This is a genomic window from Binatus sp. (SeqCode) (genome assembly GCF_049584895.1).
Lineage (GTDB): Bacteria > Desulfobacterota > Binatia > Binatales > Binataceae > Binatus.
The window spans coordinates 1-14,660 of sequence record NZ_JBAUYR010000076.1 but is presented as its reverse complement, the minus strand read 5'-3'; the positions used below and the strand labels follow the sequence as shown (position 1 = coordinate 14,660).

Genomic DNA, 14,660 nt, shown 5'->3' with positions numbered 1-14,660 from the left:
AGCCTGTGATTCTACCGGCTCGCCATCGTCGTCATTTCGCCGAGACGAGCAACCAGGTATTCGGGCTGGCCGTTATGCCACACGCGGAATTGCACGCGCTGCCCGGGAGAATAGTGCGTGACCAGCAGGTCGAGGTACCTAGCGTCGGGGACGGTATTTCCATCGAATTCGCTGATCACGTCGCCCGGCTTGATTCCCGCCTTATCCGCCGGCGATCCGATAATCACGCTCTTCACCTTCGCGCCCCAGACTGCGGGAGCCGACGCCGTCGCTACGCCAAAGAAGGCAGGGCCGCCGGCAGGCCGAACGTCCGGATGCAGGAAGTGAACCCGATTCACGCCGTTCACGTTGTGCACGATCTGCGAAATCTTGTGCGCCTCATCCAGGCTGTAGACTTCGCCCGCCAGGTACGCGTCGCCCTTAGTAGATACCGAGACACCAATGTCCGGGAAGGCGCTCCCCTTGAGCGTATCCTTGATGCGAGCCTCGAGCTCAGGGGCCTTGACCGGCGGCGGCCCCGACGCCTCTTGCGTCTGCGCATCCGGCACGATGACCAACGACGAGATCAGATCGTCCGTATCCTGGACCGAGGAGGACGCCTTAAGCGCCGGCGTCGCGATGCTCTGCGCCATCAGGGTCGGACGGTTGTTGTTGTTGACGATCGGCACGTGCATCACCAGCACCGCCACCAGCACCATCAGCGCGGTGCCCATCGCGGTGAACGCGTAGTCGCGCATCAATGAGTGCCGATTCGTCTCGTGCGCCATGAGATCCATGTCGCCCGCTTCGAGGTCGTCATCATCCTCGACCTCGGCACTCTCGAGCGTCGGCTCGGGAAAATCCCGGTCGTAGGCCTTCTCGGCGGCCGCGATTCTCTCGAGTTCGGCGAGTGTGCGCGGAATGCCGTCGATCACCGCGACGATATCTTCGCCCGCCGGAGTCCCGGCGTTCGATTCGTCGTGCTGAGCGGAAACACTCGCGTCGTCAAATGCCGATTCGAGATAGGTGGTCGCCTTACCCTTATGCTCGGGCTCGACCGTGGTTGAAAAGTCGACGTAATGAACGTTGCCCTCAGCAACGCTCTCGACCCTGGTTTGTGCGCCAGCTTCGTCCCTCTTGCGCTTGAAACGCATGAGCGCTTCTTCCAGCGTGAAGATGGCCTCAGTTGGCTGGCCGCCTCCGTTCTTGCCCATCTCAGCACCGCCTCCTTAATGATTGGCCGCTTCCAATGTTAATCGAAGCGCCCTCACTACTGATAGCAGGGAATTGCGTCTAGGCCAACCATAGATCGCGAAGTTACCAACAGCAACGGCGAGACGCTTCTGAGAATTTCTAACTATCGTTAGATAGCTTCACTCACGGCATCTTCGCGCTGAGTCGGCTTTGGCCGCGAGGCCAGCTCCGAGTAGTGCCGAATCGGTTCGCCGACGTAAATTTGACGCGGGCGCGCGATTTTCTGCTCCGAATCGCGCACCATCTCGGCCCACTGCGCCATCCATCCCGAGGTCCGCGGTATCGCGAACAGGACCGGGAACATCGTCATCGGAAAGCCCATCGCCTGGTAAATGATTCCCGAATAAAAATCGACGTTTGGATACAATTTGTGCGAGATGAAGTATTCGTCCTGCAGCGCGATCCGCTCGAGCTCGATCGCAATATCGATCAGCGGATTGCGCCCAGTCACCTCGAACACCTGCGCCGCCATCTCTTTGAGAATTTTCGCCCGCGGGTCGTAATTCTTATACACCCGATGCCCAAAACCCATCAGCCGGCGCTCGCCCTCTTTCACCTTCCGGATCATCGCGGGAATATTCGACACCGATCCGATCTCCATCAGCATCCGGATCGCGGCTTCGTTCGCGCCGCCATGCAGCGGACCATAGAGCGCTGCAACTGCCGCCGCCGCGCATGCATACGGGTCCGGCTGCGAGCTGCCCACCGCGCGCATCGCATTGGCCGAGCAGTTCTGCTCGTGATCGGCGTGCAGGATGAACAACACGTCGAGCGCGCGCTCGAGCACCGGGTCGGGCTTGTACTTGAGCTCCGTCATCTTGAACAGCATCGAAAGCAGGTTGCCGGTGTAGCTGAGATCGTTGTCGGGATAGACGTAGGGCAGGCCCTTGGTATGCCGATAGGCGAACGCCGCCAGCGTCGGCATCTTGCCAATCAGGCGGCGCGTCTGCAACCGGCGCGATTCGAGGTCGTGAATATCGTTGGCGTCGGGATAAAAGGTCGAGAGCGCGCCGACCGTCCCGAGCAGCATCCCCATCGGATGCGCGTCGTAGCGGTACCCCTCCATGAACTTCTTGATATTCTCATGCACCATCGTGTGAATCTTGATGTTGTTCTCCCAGCGCTCGTAATGCTCACGGTCGGGCAACTCACCCTTCACAATCAGGTACGCAACCTCGAGATAATTGCTCTTCTCGGCCAGCTCCTCGATCGGATACCCGCGATAGCGCAGGATGCCCTTGTCGCCGTCGATATACGTAATCCGTGAGCGGCACGACGCGGTGTTAGTGAACGCCGGGTCATACGACATCAACCCAAAGTCATCTTTTCCGACTTTGATCTGCCGCAAATCCGCCGCCCGAATCACGTCGCCTTCCTCAATCGGCAGCTCGTATTTCTTCCCAGTCCGATTGTCCGTCACGCTCAAGGTATTATTAGCCATCTCTGTCCCTCGACTTATGCATGCTGCCCCGGTTCAACATGAATACAGTATGCGCCATTTCATGTCCAAAGGTGCCACAGGCTGGCGCCACGAACTTCATCCTGTGATTCGCCTGATTCGGGGGCCACAGGCTTCAGACAAAACTTCATCCTGTGATTTTGGTTCCCCATGCAACCCAAGGACCCTCGAAATCTGGTGGCACAGGCTTTAGCCTGTGATTTCCGCCATGCAACCGAGGAACCCATCCGAGACCGCTCCGCCAAGATTCCAATCTGTAGATCCCTGGAAATCTAAAGAGCTGACATACACCCGCCGCAATCTCCCACACCTTCAGGCACCAGGAGCTACTTACTTCATAACCTTCCGATGCAACCGCGGGATTCAGCTTCCCGACCGGACTCGCGATCTCATCATGGCCGCGATCGAAGCCTGCAACGGCACCAGCATTGATTTGGATGCGGCCGTAGTGATGCCCGACCATGTCCACACGATCTTCAGGCTCATAGAGTCCCACAAACTGAGCCGGGTTCTTCAGCTGATCAAAGGCCGCTCTGCAAGACAGGTCAATCAATTTCTGGAGCAATCCCACAGGCTGAAGCCTGTGCCACTTTGGATGGATGAGAGCTTCGACCACATCGTAAGATCCGAAGCCGAGTGGCACGACAGAATCGAATACATCCGCCAGAACGCGGTGAAAAACGGCCTGGTATCATCTCCCGCCCAATACAAATGGCTCTACGTGAAGACGGACGATTCAAAGCCGGTATAAAGTGAGCTCAAAATTTGTGTGGCACAGGCTTCAGCCTGTGATTCTTGTGTAGCTAGGATTTTGGTGTCACAGGCTTCAGGTTGTTACTCTCGCAACCGGCGCTGCGTCATGGCACTCTGTCTCGAATGCTCGACAAACTGATCTCGGGACTCTCCGCGTTCATCATCGCGACGATTTCCACGCTCGGCTACGGCGGCGTCGTGCTGATGATGGCGATCGAGAGCGCATGCATCCCGCTGCCGTCGGAAATCATCATGCCGTTCTCGGGCTACCTGGTCGCGACCGGACGCTTCGGGCTGCAGATGGTCGCGATTGCGGGCGCGGTCGGGTGCTTGCTCGGATCGTACGTCGCGTATTTCGTCGGACAATACGGCGGACGCCCCTTTATCGAGCGCTACGGCAAGTATGTCCTGGTCGCGGAACACGAACTGGAAATCGCCGACCGTTTTTTCGAGCGATGGGGTTCGCACACCGTCTTCTGGAGCCGGATGCTGCCTGTAGTCCGCACCTTCATCGCATTTCCCGCTGGCGTGTCGCGGATGAAGCTGCTGCCGTTCAGCATCTACACTCTGCTCGGCTCATATATATGGTGTCTCGCGCTCGCATACATCGGGATGAAGCTCGGACAGCATTGGAAGGACCTCGCGCCGTACTTTCATCGCTTCGACGCATTGATTGCAATCCTGTTGATAGTCGGCGCCGCCGCCCTCATCTATAATCGGCTGAGGGGAATGACGACCGCATCGACTACTCGCGAGCAGGAACAAAAACGAAATGCCCGATAATGAAACGCCCGACCCGTCCGAGCTCGAGGAAATTTTCGCCAGCATCGATCCGACTCCGGTCCGGATGGCGCATGACTATCTGAACGAGGCCGGCATCGAGTCGTTCGTCTTCGACGCAGCGTCGTCGCGAATGCTCGGCACAACCGCCGGCGTTCCTGTCCGCCTGATGGTCCATCGCGACGCCGCCAAAGACGCGCGCGACCGCTTGAACGATCTCGGCTTCACCGAGAAGTGAGATAGGCGATGAGCGACGGCACCGACCATGGCATCCGCTTTGGAAGAATCGCCGCGATGCTCCCGGTCAAGGACATCAACCGAGCCTGCGACTTCTATACCAAGGCTCTCGGCTTCACCAAGGTTTTCGAGAACGGCACTCCGGCCGGCTTCATGATCCTGAAACGCGATCAGGCCGAGCTGCACCTGACGCTTCAGCCGAATCACCAGGCCGCATCATTCAACGTCGCGCACATGATGGTGGACAACGTCGATGCGCTCCACGCGATATGCCAGCAGCATGGACTACGCATCATCAAGAGCATTCAGAACAAGGACTACGGTCTGCGGGCCTTCGTGTTCGAGGATCCCGACGGCAACCGCATAGATGTAGGCCAGCCGATCTGAGTTCGCATCAGTCCCCGCCTCTTGGCTACACTGTGTACATAGTTGTGGATACATGCTTTCATGGACTTCGAGTGGGATGAGAAAAAGCGCTCGATGAATTTGCGCGTGCATGGCCTTGATCTAATGGACGCGGCGCGGTTGTTCGATGGCCGTCCGGTGTACTGATATCCGTCCCCGAGGCACGGCGAAGAACGCTTCGTAACCGTCGGCTCTTTAGTGGGCAAATTCTTCGCTGTCGTATGGACCGAACGTGCGGACGCCATCCGACTTATCTCGTTCAGGAGAGCAAGAGATGCGGAAGAGCGAAAATATATCGCGCTTTTCGGCTGACCAGATCAGACGGAAGGTCGCGCGCGGCGAGAGCAGGACCGACTGGAAGCGCGTCAAGGCGATGTCGCGCACGGAAGTTGAACGGCTGGCCACGGGGACGAAGGGCCGCTGCCCGATGATTGGGAGAGCAAGGTCACTGTAGGCTTGCCGCCCGCCAAGCAGGACATTCATATCCGTCTCGATGGCGATGTCCTCGAATGGTTTAAGGCGCACGGCAAAGGCTACCAGACGCGCATCAACGCCGTGCTTCGTGCCTTCGTTCAGACGCGTGAACGGGTCGATCGCAAGAGTACGGTCCGAAAAAGCGCACAGTGATGCTCCCTTGATCGTAGTCAAACGGATGTTGGCGATTTGCCAAGCTGCCTCTGTACGACGCGCTCGTCCTTAACTATCTTGAAATCGAGACTCGCAGGCGATCTAACGCCGCGCGAATTCCACGGGAGCCGAGGTTATCGCGATGCCATACGCAGAAGGTAGAATCTTCAATGACGCCGACAGTCACATCATGGAGACTCGCGATTGGCTGATTTCTCACGCCGATCCTGACATCCGTGAGAAGCTGCACCCGCTTGCGATTGGATCGGGCGGCAGGATGGTCGAGAAGGCGATCGCGCATGCGAACGATCGTCAGAAAGATCCGGCCGCAGTCGCCGATGCGGAAAAGAACCTGATGCTGCGCAAGGGATGGGAAGCGCTCGGCGCTTTCGATCCCGACGAACGCCGGCGCGCGCTCGACTTGCTCGGCTTCAGCTCGCAATTGGTCTTTACGACTTTTGCTATCACGCATTTCTGGGGCGAGTTCGACCAGGTTCGGTCGACGCCGGAGGTCCTCTACGGCGGCACCCGCGCGCACAACCGCGCGATCGCCGACTTCTGCCGCGGCGACAAGCGCCTGCTCGCGGTCGGCTTCATCCCGCTCGACGTCCCCGAGCTCGCTGAGAAGGAAATCGACGAGGCGGTCAAGTTGGGATGTGCCGCGATTCACATCCCGTCGTTGCCGCCGGCAAAAAAATCTCCGACTCATCCCGACTTCAACGGCGTGTGGGCTCGCCTGCAGGACGCGGACGTTCCCTTCATGCTGCACGTCGGCGGAGGCGGCCGCCCGATTCCGCGCGCGTTTCACAACAACGATCGGCCGGTGACCGACTTCCTCGGCGGCGGCGAGAATATCCGCTCGAAGGATTTCATGGCGATCCACATGATGCCCGAGATTTTTCTCTCGACGATGGTCCTCGACGGCATCTTCGAGCAGTTTCCGCGGCTGCGCGGCGGATGTATCGAGCAGGGCGCGATGTGGATCGTGCCGTGGCTGCGGCGTCTCGACATCTCGCAGGAGACGTTCGTCAAGTCGGAAAAATATCTGAGCCTGCCGATGAAGGCGTCCGACTACGTGCGCCGCAACCTTCGCTTCACGCCGTTTCCGCACGAGCCGGTCGGATGGATCGTCGAGCAGGCGGGCCCGGATCTATGCATGTTCTCGTCGGACTATCCGCACATCGAGGGCGGGCGCAATCCGCTGAAGCGGTTCGAGCTGTCGACGCCGAATCTGTCGGAGGCAGCGCGGGAGAAATTTTACGCGACCAACTATGCGGACATGATGGGCTCGCGCGCCGCCTGATTGCTCGACGGCTCCGCGATGGCCCTACACTGGTGGCAGCGCGCGGTCTTCTATCAGATCTATCCGCGGTCGTTCGCCGATTCTAACGGCGACGGCATCGGCGACCTCGACGGCGTCACCGCGCATCTCGACTATCTTGAGTCGCTCGGCATCGACGCGATCTGGCTGAATCCCATCAACCCGTCGCCGCTCGATGATTGGGGCTACGACGTCAGCGACTACTGCGGCATCCATCCGGACCTCGGCGACCTCGCGGCGTTCGATCGCCTGGTTGCTGACGCACATCGGCGCGGCATCCGCGTGATCGTCGACCTGGTACCCAACCACACTTCGAACCAGCATCCGTGGTTCGTCGAGTCGCGAGCATCGCGCAGCAATCCCAAGCGCGACTGGTACATCTGGGTTCCCGGTTCGCCGGATCGTCCGCCGAACAACTGGCAGAGCACCTTCAGCGGTTCCGCATGGAAGTACGATCCGACTACGGCGTCGTGGTACCTGCACATGTTCCTCGAACAGCAGCCCGATCTGAATTATCGAAATCCCAGAGTGGTCGAGGCCATGCACGACGTCATCCGCTTCTGGCTCGAGCGCGGCGCCGACGGTTTTCGTATCGACGTGATCGCCGGTCTCATCAAAGATGCCGAGCTGCGTGACAATCCTGCCCGCGCCGTCACCGATCCCGATATTCCCTGGCACTCGAAGGGTACGCAGGATCCTCTCCACAGCCACGATCGGCCCGAGGTTCATGACGTCATCCGCGAATTTCGCCGCGTCTCTGACAGTTACGAACAACGAATCCTGGTGGGGGAGACCTGGCCGCGAGAGCATGAGCGACTCGCCGATTTTCTGCGGCCGGACGAGCTTCAGCTCGCATTCAACTTCCGTTTTTTACTGGCGCGCTACGATGCGAGCCGCTTCCGCGCCGCGATTGAGCAGACGGAGAGATCTTTCGGACCCGGCGCGTGGCCGACCTGGACACTTTCGAATCACGATTTTCCGCGCCATATTTCGCGCTACTCGCGAGACGGCGACGGTGAGGCGCGGGCGCGCGTCGCGGCCATGATGCTGTTTGCGCTGCGCGGTACGCCCTTCATTTACTACGGCGAAGAAATCGGGATGCGCGATGCGGCAATTCCCGCCGATCGCAAACGCGATCCGGTCGGACGGGACGGTTGCCGCTCGCCGATGCAATGGACCGACGCTCCGAATGGTGGATTCTCCACCAGCGCCAACACGTGGCTGCCGTGCGGGGATTTCAAAGCTGTCAACGTCGCGCGCCAGTTGAACGATCAGAACTCGATGCTCGCGCTCTATGGGCGCCTGATCCAGCTCCGCAAATCAACGCCGGCGCTGGTCGAGGGCAGCTATCGCGCATTCGAGGGCGCGCCCGAGGATTGCCTCGTATTCCGTCGCGATACTCCCCAGCAGCACATTGTTGTCGCACTGAATTTCACCGCCGAGCCGCGCGCGATCGCGATCCCAGCCGGCAAGATTCTTCTGAGCACGTTGCCCGATCGGTCGAACGTCGCGAAGTCTTCGCTGATGCTTGAGCCGAACGAGGGCGTGATCGTGATGCTCGATGCGAAAATCACCGGCTAAAGCCGGTGCCACTTCAAGGATCATAGTGCACAGGCTTTAGCCTGTGATTCTCCGGATGATCATGGTGGCACAGGCTTTAGCCTGTGATTCTCTGGCCTCTATTACTGGGTGCAGGGGTCACCCCTGCCGCGGGTGCGGGGTGCGGAGCCCCGCATTCAATTTTCCCGTTTGCGCGGCGCCACCGCGGTTCATAACATCACGGCCATGCATAAGCCGCGATTTTTAGATCAATTGGCAGAGGAGCTTGGCGACCGCGAGGCCTTTACTGTCGCGTTCGCCCGTGGACGCCGCGCGTTTCAGCCGGCGCACGTCGAGGCAAAATGGGCGCGCGACCGCGCCGCCAACATCAGTCATATCAAGCTCGAAGTCGCGCTCGACTTCGACGCGAAAAAAATTTCCGGCACCGCGACCCATCGGCTGTCCGCGATCACCGGCCCGCTCGATCGCATTGAGTTCGATGCCACCGAACTAGAGATTCAGGCCGTGCGCGCGGGTGCTGAGCCGGCGACCTTCGAGACCTCTGACGGCAAGCTGAAGATCTCGCTGCCGCGCGCGCTGAAAGCTGGCGAGGAAATCGAGATTGCGATCGATTACGCGGGTCAGCCGCGCCGCGGACTTTATTTTGTCGGCCCCGACGACGGGTATCCGAACAAGCCCCGGCAAGCGTGGACCCAGGGCGAAGACGAGGACTCGCGCTACTGGTTTCCATGCTACGACTACCCGAACAATCGGACCACCAGCGAAGTCATCGCGACCGTGCCGGAAAAATTCACCGCGGTTTCCAACGGCGGTCTCGTCGGCACGTCTTCGAATCCATCGGCGAAGACTCGCACCTTTCACTGGCGGCATGAAGTCCCGCACTCGTCGTACTTGATCACGCTGGCAGCGGGCGAGTTCGCGATGATTGAAGAGCGCGCCGGCAACACTCCCGTTACTTATTATGTTGCGCCCGGGCGCGAGGACGATGCGCGCCGCGCCTTTGGCAACACGCCGAAGATGATCCAGTTTTTCGAGCGTGTGATCGGCGTGCCCTACCCTTACGCCAAGTACGCGCAAGTCGCGGTCAGCGATTTTATTTTCGGCGGGATGGAAAACACGTCGGCGACGACGCAGACCGAGAGCACCCTGCACGACGCCCGCGCGCATCTCGATTTCAAGAGCGATCCTCTGGTCGCGCACGAACTGGCGCATCAATGGTGGGGCGACCTGCTGACCTGCCGCGACTGGGCGCACGCATGGCTCAACGAGGGCTTCGCGACTTACTTCGAGGCGCTCTGGTGCGAGGAAAATCTTGGGCCCGACGAGTTCGCCTGGAACGTCCGGCAGGATCGCGAGGGCTATCTGGACGAGGACGCCAATCACTACCGCCGCCCGATCGTGTGCAACCGTTATCGCCATCCGATCGATCTGTTCGATCGCCATCTCTACGAAAAGGGCAGCCTGGTACTGCACATGCTTCGGCGCGTCACCGGCGACGATCTGTTTTTCAAATCGCTCAACCTCTATTGCACGCGGCATCGCGGCGCCAACGTGATCACGCAGGACCTGCAGCGCGCGTTCGAGGAGACCACCGGCCGCAATCTCGATTTTTTCTTCGACCAATGGGTGTACAAGGAAGGGCATCCCGAAATAGAAGTCTCGAGTTCGTTCGACGATAAGAAAAAACTGCTCAGCGTCACGGTCAAGCAGACCCACAAGACTGGCGATACGATTGCGTCCGCGTTCACGTTCGCGGTCACGATCGCACTGATGGACGCCGACGGTCACGAGACGCGGCATCGCGTCGAGGTCAAGGAGCGCGAGCAGGGCTTCACCTTTGCGATGGACAAGGCGCCCAAGGCGGTGCGCTTCGATCCCGAGCACGACATTCTGAAAACGCTGAAGCACAAGCGCGGACGCGAGGCGCTCGAAACCGCGCTACGCCACGCTCCCGAAGCGATCGGCCGCGCCAATGCGGCCCGTGAGCTTGGCAACGAGGGCAGTCCGCAAGCGACGGCCGCGCTGCGCGATGCGATGCTTACCGACAAATTCTGGGGCGTGCAGGCCGACGCGGCGAATGCGCTCGGCGCGATTCGCACGAGCGCCGCGCTCGACGCGCTGATCGAAGGACTCAAGCTGCCGCATCCGAAGGCGCGGCGCTCGGTTGTGCGCGCACTCGGCAACTTCCGCGGCGATGCGCGAGCGGCGTCCGCGCTCGCCGACGTCGTCGCCAAAGGCGATGCAAGCTATTTTGTCGAGGCCGAGGCGGTGCTCGCGCTCGGCAAAACGCGCGACGAGCGCGCGTTCGCGCATCTGACGGAGGCCCTGAAACGCGATTCGTATCTCGATGTGATACGGACGCACGCGCTGTCCGGGATGGCCGAGTTGCGCGACGAGCGCGCAATCGACGTTGCTCGCGAATACTCGTCGTACGGCAGGCCCGCGCGCGCCCGCGTGGCCGCGGTGGGAGCGCTCGCGCGATTTGCGGCGCTCAAGGACAACCGCCGCGTCGAGATTCTCGATTTCATGGCGCCGCTGGTCGACGATCGCGAATTCATGATGCGGATGCGTATCCCGTCCGCCTTCGCCGAGATCGCAGATCAGCGCGCGCTGCCCGCTCTGCGACGATTGGCCGACCGCGATCTCGACGGACGCATCCAGCGCCACGCGAACGACGCGATCACGTCTATTAGCGAGGGCCGCTCGCGCGTCGAGGAAGGCCAGCGCCTGCGTGAGGATATCGACAAGCTGCGCGACGACAACAAGAAGCTGCAGGAGCGGCTCGAAAAGGTCGAGGCGCTCGCGCGCGACAAGCCGGCCTGAACGGGGAGCAATCGCGATGCAGACTGAAAAGAAAATCTCCGTCTGCCTGACCTTTGATTTCGACGCCATCTCGCTGTGGCTAGGAGGCTTCCGTGCCAGCTCGCTGAGTGCAATTTCGCGCGGCGAGTTCGGCCGTGTCGGCGCCGAGCGGCTGATTGCAATGCTGCGCGAATGGGGAATCCGATCGACCTGGTTTATCCCCGGTCACAGCGCCGAGACCTATCCGCAAATCGTGGAACGGCTGGTCGCCGGCGGGCACGAGATTGCCAATCACGGCTACCTTCACTCGCATCCGAAGGGCCCCGAGGACGAGGCCGCGATTCTCGATCGCGGCAATGAGGTGCTCACTCGCATGACGGGACGGCGCCCGCTCGGTTACCGCTCGCCCGGCGCCGGTCTCAGCTACAACATGGTCGAGTTGCTGCGCGATCGCGGCTTCGTTTACGACTCGAGCCTGATGGGCGACGACTTCTCGCCCTATTACCTCCGCTCGGGCGACCAGTCTTCCACCGACGGTCCATACGTCTTCGGCAAGAGTATCGACGTGGTCGAGATTCCGTTCACGTGGGGACTCGACGACTTCCCCGCCTTCGAGTACGTCACCAGCCGCGCGGGAATCCAGCCGGGACTGTCGTCGCCGTCGGCCGTTTACGAAATCTGGGCGGGAGACTTCGACTATCTCTACGATCGGGTTGGCGAAGGCGTGTACACGCTGACGATGCATCCGCAGGTTATCGGCCGTGGGCACCGCCTGTTGATGCTCGAGCGGCTGGTGCGGCACATCCGCAACCATGGCGGCGTCGAATTCGTCACGATGCTGGAGGTCGCAAGAACGTGGCGGCAGGCGCATCAACTCACGGATATGCAAACGTGAGGCACGCGCTGCCTAATGACCACTTATTGTAGTTGCCACTTGCTTTAGCTGGTCTTATAGGCGAACTAGTCGCTACCCGCCATTTCTGCTCTTCTGATTAGTTCTATTGCCACAAACAAACCTAAATGATACTTCTCAGGGAATTCACCTGTTGGAGCGTCGTCCTCGAAGATTGGGGAGGTCTGAGATGAAGCGCACAGTGTTGTCGCTATTGGTTTTTCTGGCGGCGGGCATGGTCACGCTGGCATCGCCCGCGCTGGCCCAGGAGGCTGTGCCTATCACCCAGCCGCTACACGGATACTACACGTACGGACAACTGAAGGGCGTAACTACCGAAGAGGTACTGAGGGGAGCGGCCGCCGCAACCACGGTTCCGATGGGGATTTACACTCTTACCTCAAGCCGGGACGACAACGTGTACCAAGGCGTTACTGTGGGCCGCAGTCCGTTTTTCCATGGCAGCAGGACGACCAACGTTCCCACTTTTATAGTCCCGGTAAAAGTCCATATGCCCGATGGAACCGTGTTTGATCCCGGGGTCGCCGACTCCACTTGCCTGGGCGGGAAGGTGCCGACTACGGTGACGCAAAATTCGCCGCTATTTCAGTCGGTTGCCTTCACGATGAACAGTATTGGTGTCGGCACGACCCAGTATGCAGACGCCTTCCTGCGGGCAGAATTCTGGCAAAACGTATCTGTCACCGGAAATCGCTTCCACACGATGCTCAGTCCGACCACCGTCCTGGCCGAGCAGACCTTCACCGTACCGACCAACAAGGGCGGGACTTTTACCGACGGCGGTTGCGGCAAGCTCGGAGTCATGGACTTCAGCACCTGGGACAGTTTTGTCGAAAGTACTCTCATTCCCTTTGTAACTGCCCATGGAGGAGGCCCAACCTCCTTCCCGCTTTTTGTCCTCTACAACGTGGTGATGGCCGACCCCTTTGTGCCTGGAACTTCCGACAACTGCTGTATTCTCGGCTATCACAACGCGTTCGCGAGCCCGGTGCAAACCTATGGGGTGAGCGACTTCGACAGCAACGGAGCTTTCTCGGGGGTCTCGGACATATCCGCCATGAGTCATGAGGTCAACGAATGGGTGAACGATCCGACGGGCGACAATCTGACTCCAGCTTGGGGACATATCGGACAACAGAGCGGTTGTCAGAACAACTTTGAGGTGGGTGATCCCTTGAGCGGCACCCTGTTCCCGTCTGTGACACTAAACAGCTTCACCTATCATATGCAGGAACTCGCGTTCTTTTCCTGGTTCTACGGGAGTCCATCGGTAGGCACAGGCATCAGCGAGTTTTCCAACAACGACACCTTCACCTCGGATGCAGGCGCGGTATGCGAGTAGAACTTCGCGCACTCGGACGGAGGATTAAGGGAATGGGGGCATCAACGCAAAAACGTACCTTGCGAGGCCTCGGCGCCGCGATACTCATGATACTGATCGCGACCGCCGCGGCGCGCGCGGATAGCGTCGCGCTGGTTACCAGCCTCGGCGCTTTGGCCGCCAACGATACGATCGTATGGTCGCAGTTGGGCGCCGACGCGACCTTGCTGACCGCAACTCCTTCTTTCACATCCACTGGCGGAGTGACTGGATCGGTCTCTCTGGCGGGTCCAAATAGCCTCGTCGCCGTGGTGTGCCCATCGGCTGCTTGCAGTTGGAACCTGGCCGGCCTTAGTGGATTCAGCGCGGGCGACAGCCTGATCTGGACGGCGGACACCGGCAATAGCGGCAACGGTCCGCTCTCCTTGATCTTCAGCTCGAAGAACCTGGCGGGTGCGGGCGCCTTCATCCAGGCCGACGGCCCCGCTCAGTTCACGGCGTCGATTCAGCCGTTCGACAGCAGCATGACCTCGCTCGGAGGTCCGTTCACAGTCGAGAGTGACGTCGCCGGCGACGCCACCTTCATCGGCGTGCTCGATAGCACTGCGGGCAACATCCACGCTGTCACTTTCAGCATTACGAGCTGCACGGGAGATTGCAGCGACTTTGCGATCGACAAGGTATCGTTGAAGGTACCGGGTGGCGCCACCCCGACCCCGACCGCAACTTCTACCGGCGCAACTCCCACACGGACGCCGACGGCGACACCCACGGCCACAGCGACTGCGACACGGACTGCGACGACAACGCCCACGCCCACAGCGACTCCAAGCGTGGTTCCCGATGTCCTGAAGATCAGCCCTTCGAGTAAGAATTTCGGCACAGTAAAAGTAGGCAAGGTAAAATCGGAAACGTTCACTCTCAGCAATAGCGCCGAGAACGGACCGCCGATCACATTCGCGAGCCCGATAGCATTTTCGGTTCCCGCGGCCAGCCCGCAGGTATTTGGCTTCCCCAAGAGCGGCGTCACGACCTGCCACCTGCAACTCTTGCCGAAGAAAAAGTGCAAGCTGAAGGTGTTATTTGAGCCGGCTTCGAAAGGTCCTCAAGCCTCCTCCGCGGTAACCGTCTTTGACGACGCGACAGGCGCCCCACAGACGATCCCGTTAAGCGGGTCCGGGAAATAATAGCGCTGCGCGATCCTTCACGAACTCCGAAATGAAAAGCGGCGGGCCGTTAGGCCCGCCGC

The 14,660-nt window shown here is 60.1% G+C and carries 14 protein-coding genes; 12 read left to right on the top strand and 2 right to left on the bottom strand.

The window, feature by feature from the left end; translation table 11 throughout:
- Window positions 1-11 precede the first annotated feature (11 nt).
- A complete protein-coding gene (locus tag WB650_RS13700; RefSeq protein WP_422302290.1) occupies window positions 12-1,193 on the bottom strand; it encodes a PDZ domain-containing protein in 1,182 nt (393 codons plus the stop codon).
- 149 nt (window positions 1,194-1,342) lie between these two features.
- Complete coding sequence (locus WB650_RS13695; RefSeq protein ID WP_423960840.1) at window positions 1,343-2,674, bottom strand: citrate synthase; 1,332 nt, start codon at window positions 2,672-2,674, stop codon at window positions 1,343-1,345.
- A 226-nt stretch (window positions 2,675-2,900) separates the two neighbouring features.
- Between WB650_RS13695 and WB650_RS13690 the strand changes: the two genes are divergently transcribed.
- From WB650_RS13690 to WB650_RS13635, 12 genes are all read left to right on the top strand, one after another.
- Complete coding sequence (locus WB650_RS13690) at window positions 2,901-3,443, top strand: REP-associated tyrosine transposase (protein ID WP_422303037.1); 543 nt, start codon at window positions 2,901-2,903, stop codon at window positions 3,441-3,443.
- Between the two features lie 125 nt (window positions 3,444-3,568).
- Window positions 3,569-4,228, top strand: coding sequence for a DedA family protein (locus WB650_RS13685; protein ID WP_422303026.1), 660 nt, complete (start codon window positions 3,569-3,571; stop codon window positions 4,226-4,228).
- Window positions 4,218-4,463, top strand: a complete 246-nt coding sequence (locus WB650_RS13680) for a DUF2007 domain-containing protein (RefSeq protein WP_422303027.1) — start codon at window positions 4,218-4,220, stop codon at window positions 4,461-4,463. Before WB650_RS13685 ends, WB650_RS13680 begins: the two co-directional genes overlap by 11 nt.
- Before the next feature lie 8 nt (window positions 4,464-4,471).
- Entirely contained in the window at window positions 4,472-4,849 is a 378-nt protein-coding gene (locus WB650_RS13675) for a VOC family protein (protein ID WP_422303028.1), read from the top strand.
- A 216-nt stretch (window positions 4,850-5,065) separates the two neighbouring features.
- Window positions 5,066-5,179, top strand: a complete 114-nt coding sequence (locus WB650_RS13670) for a hypothetical protein (protein WP_422303029.1) — start codon at window positions 5,066-5,068, stop codon at window positions 5,177-5,179.
- A 144-nt stretch (window positions 5,180-5,323) separates the two neighbouring features.
- Complete coding sequence (locus WB650_RS13665) at window positions 5,324-5,494, top strand: BrnA antitoxin family protein (RefSeq protein WP_422303030.1); 171 nt, start codon at window positions 5,324-5,326, stop codon at window positions 5,492-5,494.
- 142 nt (window positions 5,495-5,636) lie between these two features.
- On the top strand, window positions 5,637-6,797 hold the full coding sequence (locus WB650_RS13660; RefSeq protein WP_422303031.1) for an amidohydrolase family protein: 1,161 nt from the start codon (window positions 5,637-5,639) through the stop codon (window positions 6,795-6,797).
- Window positions 6,798-6,815: 18 nt separating this feature from the next.
- Window positions 6,816-8,396, top strand: a complete 1,581-nt coding sequence (locus tag WB650_RS13655) for an alpha-amylase family glycosyl hydrolase (protein WP_423960837.1) — start codon at window positions 6,816-6,818, stop codon at window positions 8,394-8,396.
- Window positions 8,397-8,600: 204 nt separating this feature from the next.
- Window positions 8,601-11,198 carry a M1 family aminopeptidase gene (locus tag WB650_RS13650; RefSeq protein ID WP_423960835.1) on the top strand — a complete coding sequence of 866 codons (2,598 nt, stop codon included), beginning with the start codon at window positions 8,601-8,603 and terminating at the stop codon, window positions 11,196-11,198.
- A gap of 16 nt (window positions 11,199-11,214) precedes the next feature.
- The gene (locus WB650_RS13645; RefSeq protein ID WP_422303034.1) at window positions 11,215-12,072 is read left to right on the top strand and encodes a polysaccharide deacetylase family protein; all 858 of its coding nucleotides are present in this window, start codon (window positions 11,215-11,217) and stop codon (window positions 12,070-12,072) included.
- Window positions 12,073-12,259: 187 nt separating this feature from the next.
- Window positions 12,260-13,432, top strand: a complete 1,173-nt coding sequence (locus tag WB650_RS13640) for a hypothetical protein (protein ID WP_423960833.1) — start codon at window positions 12,260-12,262, stop codon at window positions 13,430-13,432.
- Between the two features lie 32 nt (window positions 13,433-13,464).
- Window positions 13,465-14,598 carry a hypothetical protein gene (locus WB650_RS13635; protein ID WP_423960831.1) on the top strand — a complete coding sequence of 378 codons (1,134 nt, stop codon included), beginning with the start codon at window positions 13,465-13,467 and terminating at the stop codon, window positions 14,596-14,598.
- Window positions 14,599-14,660 lie beyond the last annotated feature (62 nt).

Bases quoted from the DNA above. Each gene is read 5' to 3' on its own strand.
- WB650_RS13700 (WP_422302290.1), bottom strand. From the start codon at position 1,193: ATGGGCAAGAACGGAGGCGGCCAGCCAACTGAGGCCATCTTCACGCTG.
- WB650_RS13695 (WP_423960840.1), bottom strand. From the start codon at position 2,674: ATGGCTAATAATACCTTGAGCGTGACGGACAATCGGACTGGGAAGAAA.
- WB650_RS13690 (WP_422303037.1), top strand. From the start codon at position 2,901: ATGCAACCGAGGAACCCATCCGAGACCGCTCCGCCAAGATTCCAATCT.
- WB650_RS13685 (WP_422303026.1), top strand. From the start codon at position 3,569: ATGCTCGACAAACTGATCTCGGGACTCTCCGCGTTCATCATCGCGACG.
- WB650_RS13680 (WP_422303027.1), top strand. From the start codon at position 4,218: ATGCCCGATAATGAAACGCCCGACCCGTCCGAGCTCGAGGAAATTTTC.
- WB650_RS13675 (WP_422303028.1), top strand. From the start codon at position 4,472: ATGAGCGACGGCACCGACCATGGCATCCGCTTTGGAAGAATCGCCGCG.
- WB650_RS13660 (WP_422303031.1), top strand. From the start codon at position 5,637: ATGCCATACGCAGAAGGTAGAATCTTCAATGACGCCGACAGTCACATC.
- WB650_RS13655 (WP_423960837.1), top strand. From the start codon at position 6,816: ATGGCCCTACACTGGTGGCAGCGCGCGGTCTTCTATCAGATCTATCCG.
- WB650_RS13650 (WP_423960835.1), top strand. From the start codon at position 8,601: ATGCATAAGCCGCGATTTTTAGATCAATTGGCAGAGGAGCTTGGCGAC.
- WB650_RS13645 (WP_422303034.1), top strand. From the start codon at position 11,215: ATGCAGACTGAAAAGAAAATCTCCGTCTGCCTGACCTTTGATTTCGAC.
- WB650_RS13640 (WP_423960833.1), top strand. From the start codon at position 12,260: ATGAAGCGCACAGTGTTGTCGCTATTGGTTTTTCTGGCGGCGGGCATG.
- WB650_RS13635 (WP_423960831.1), top strand. From the start codon at position 13,465: ATGGGGGCATCAACGCAAAAACGTACCTTGCGAGGCCTCGGCGCCGCG.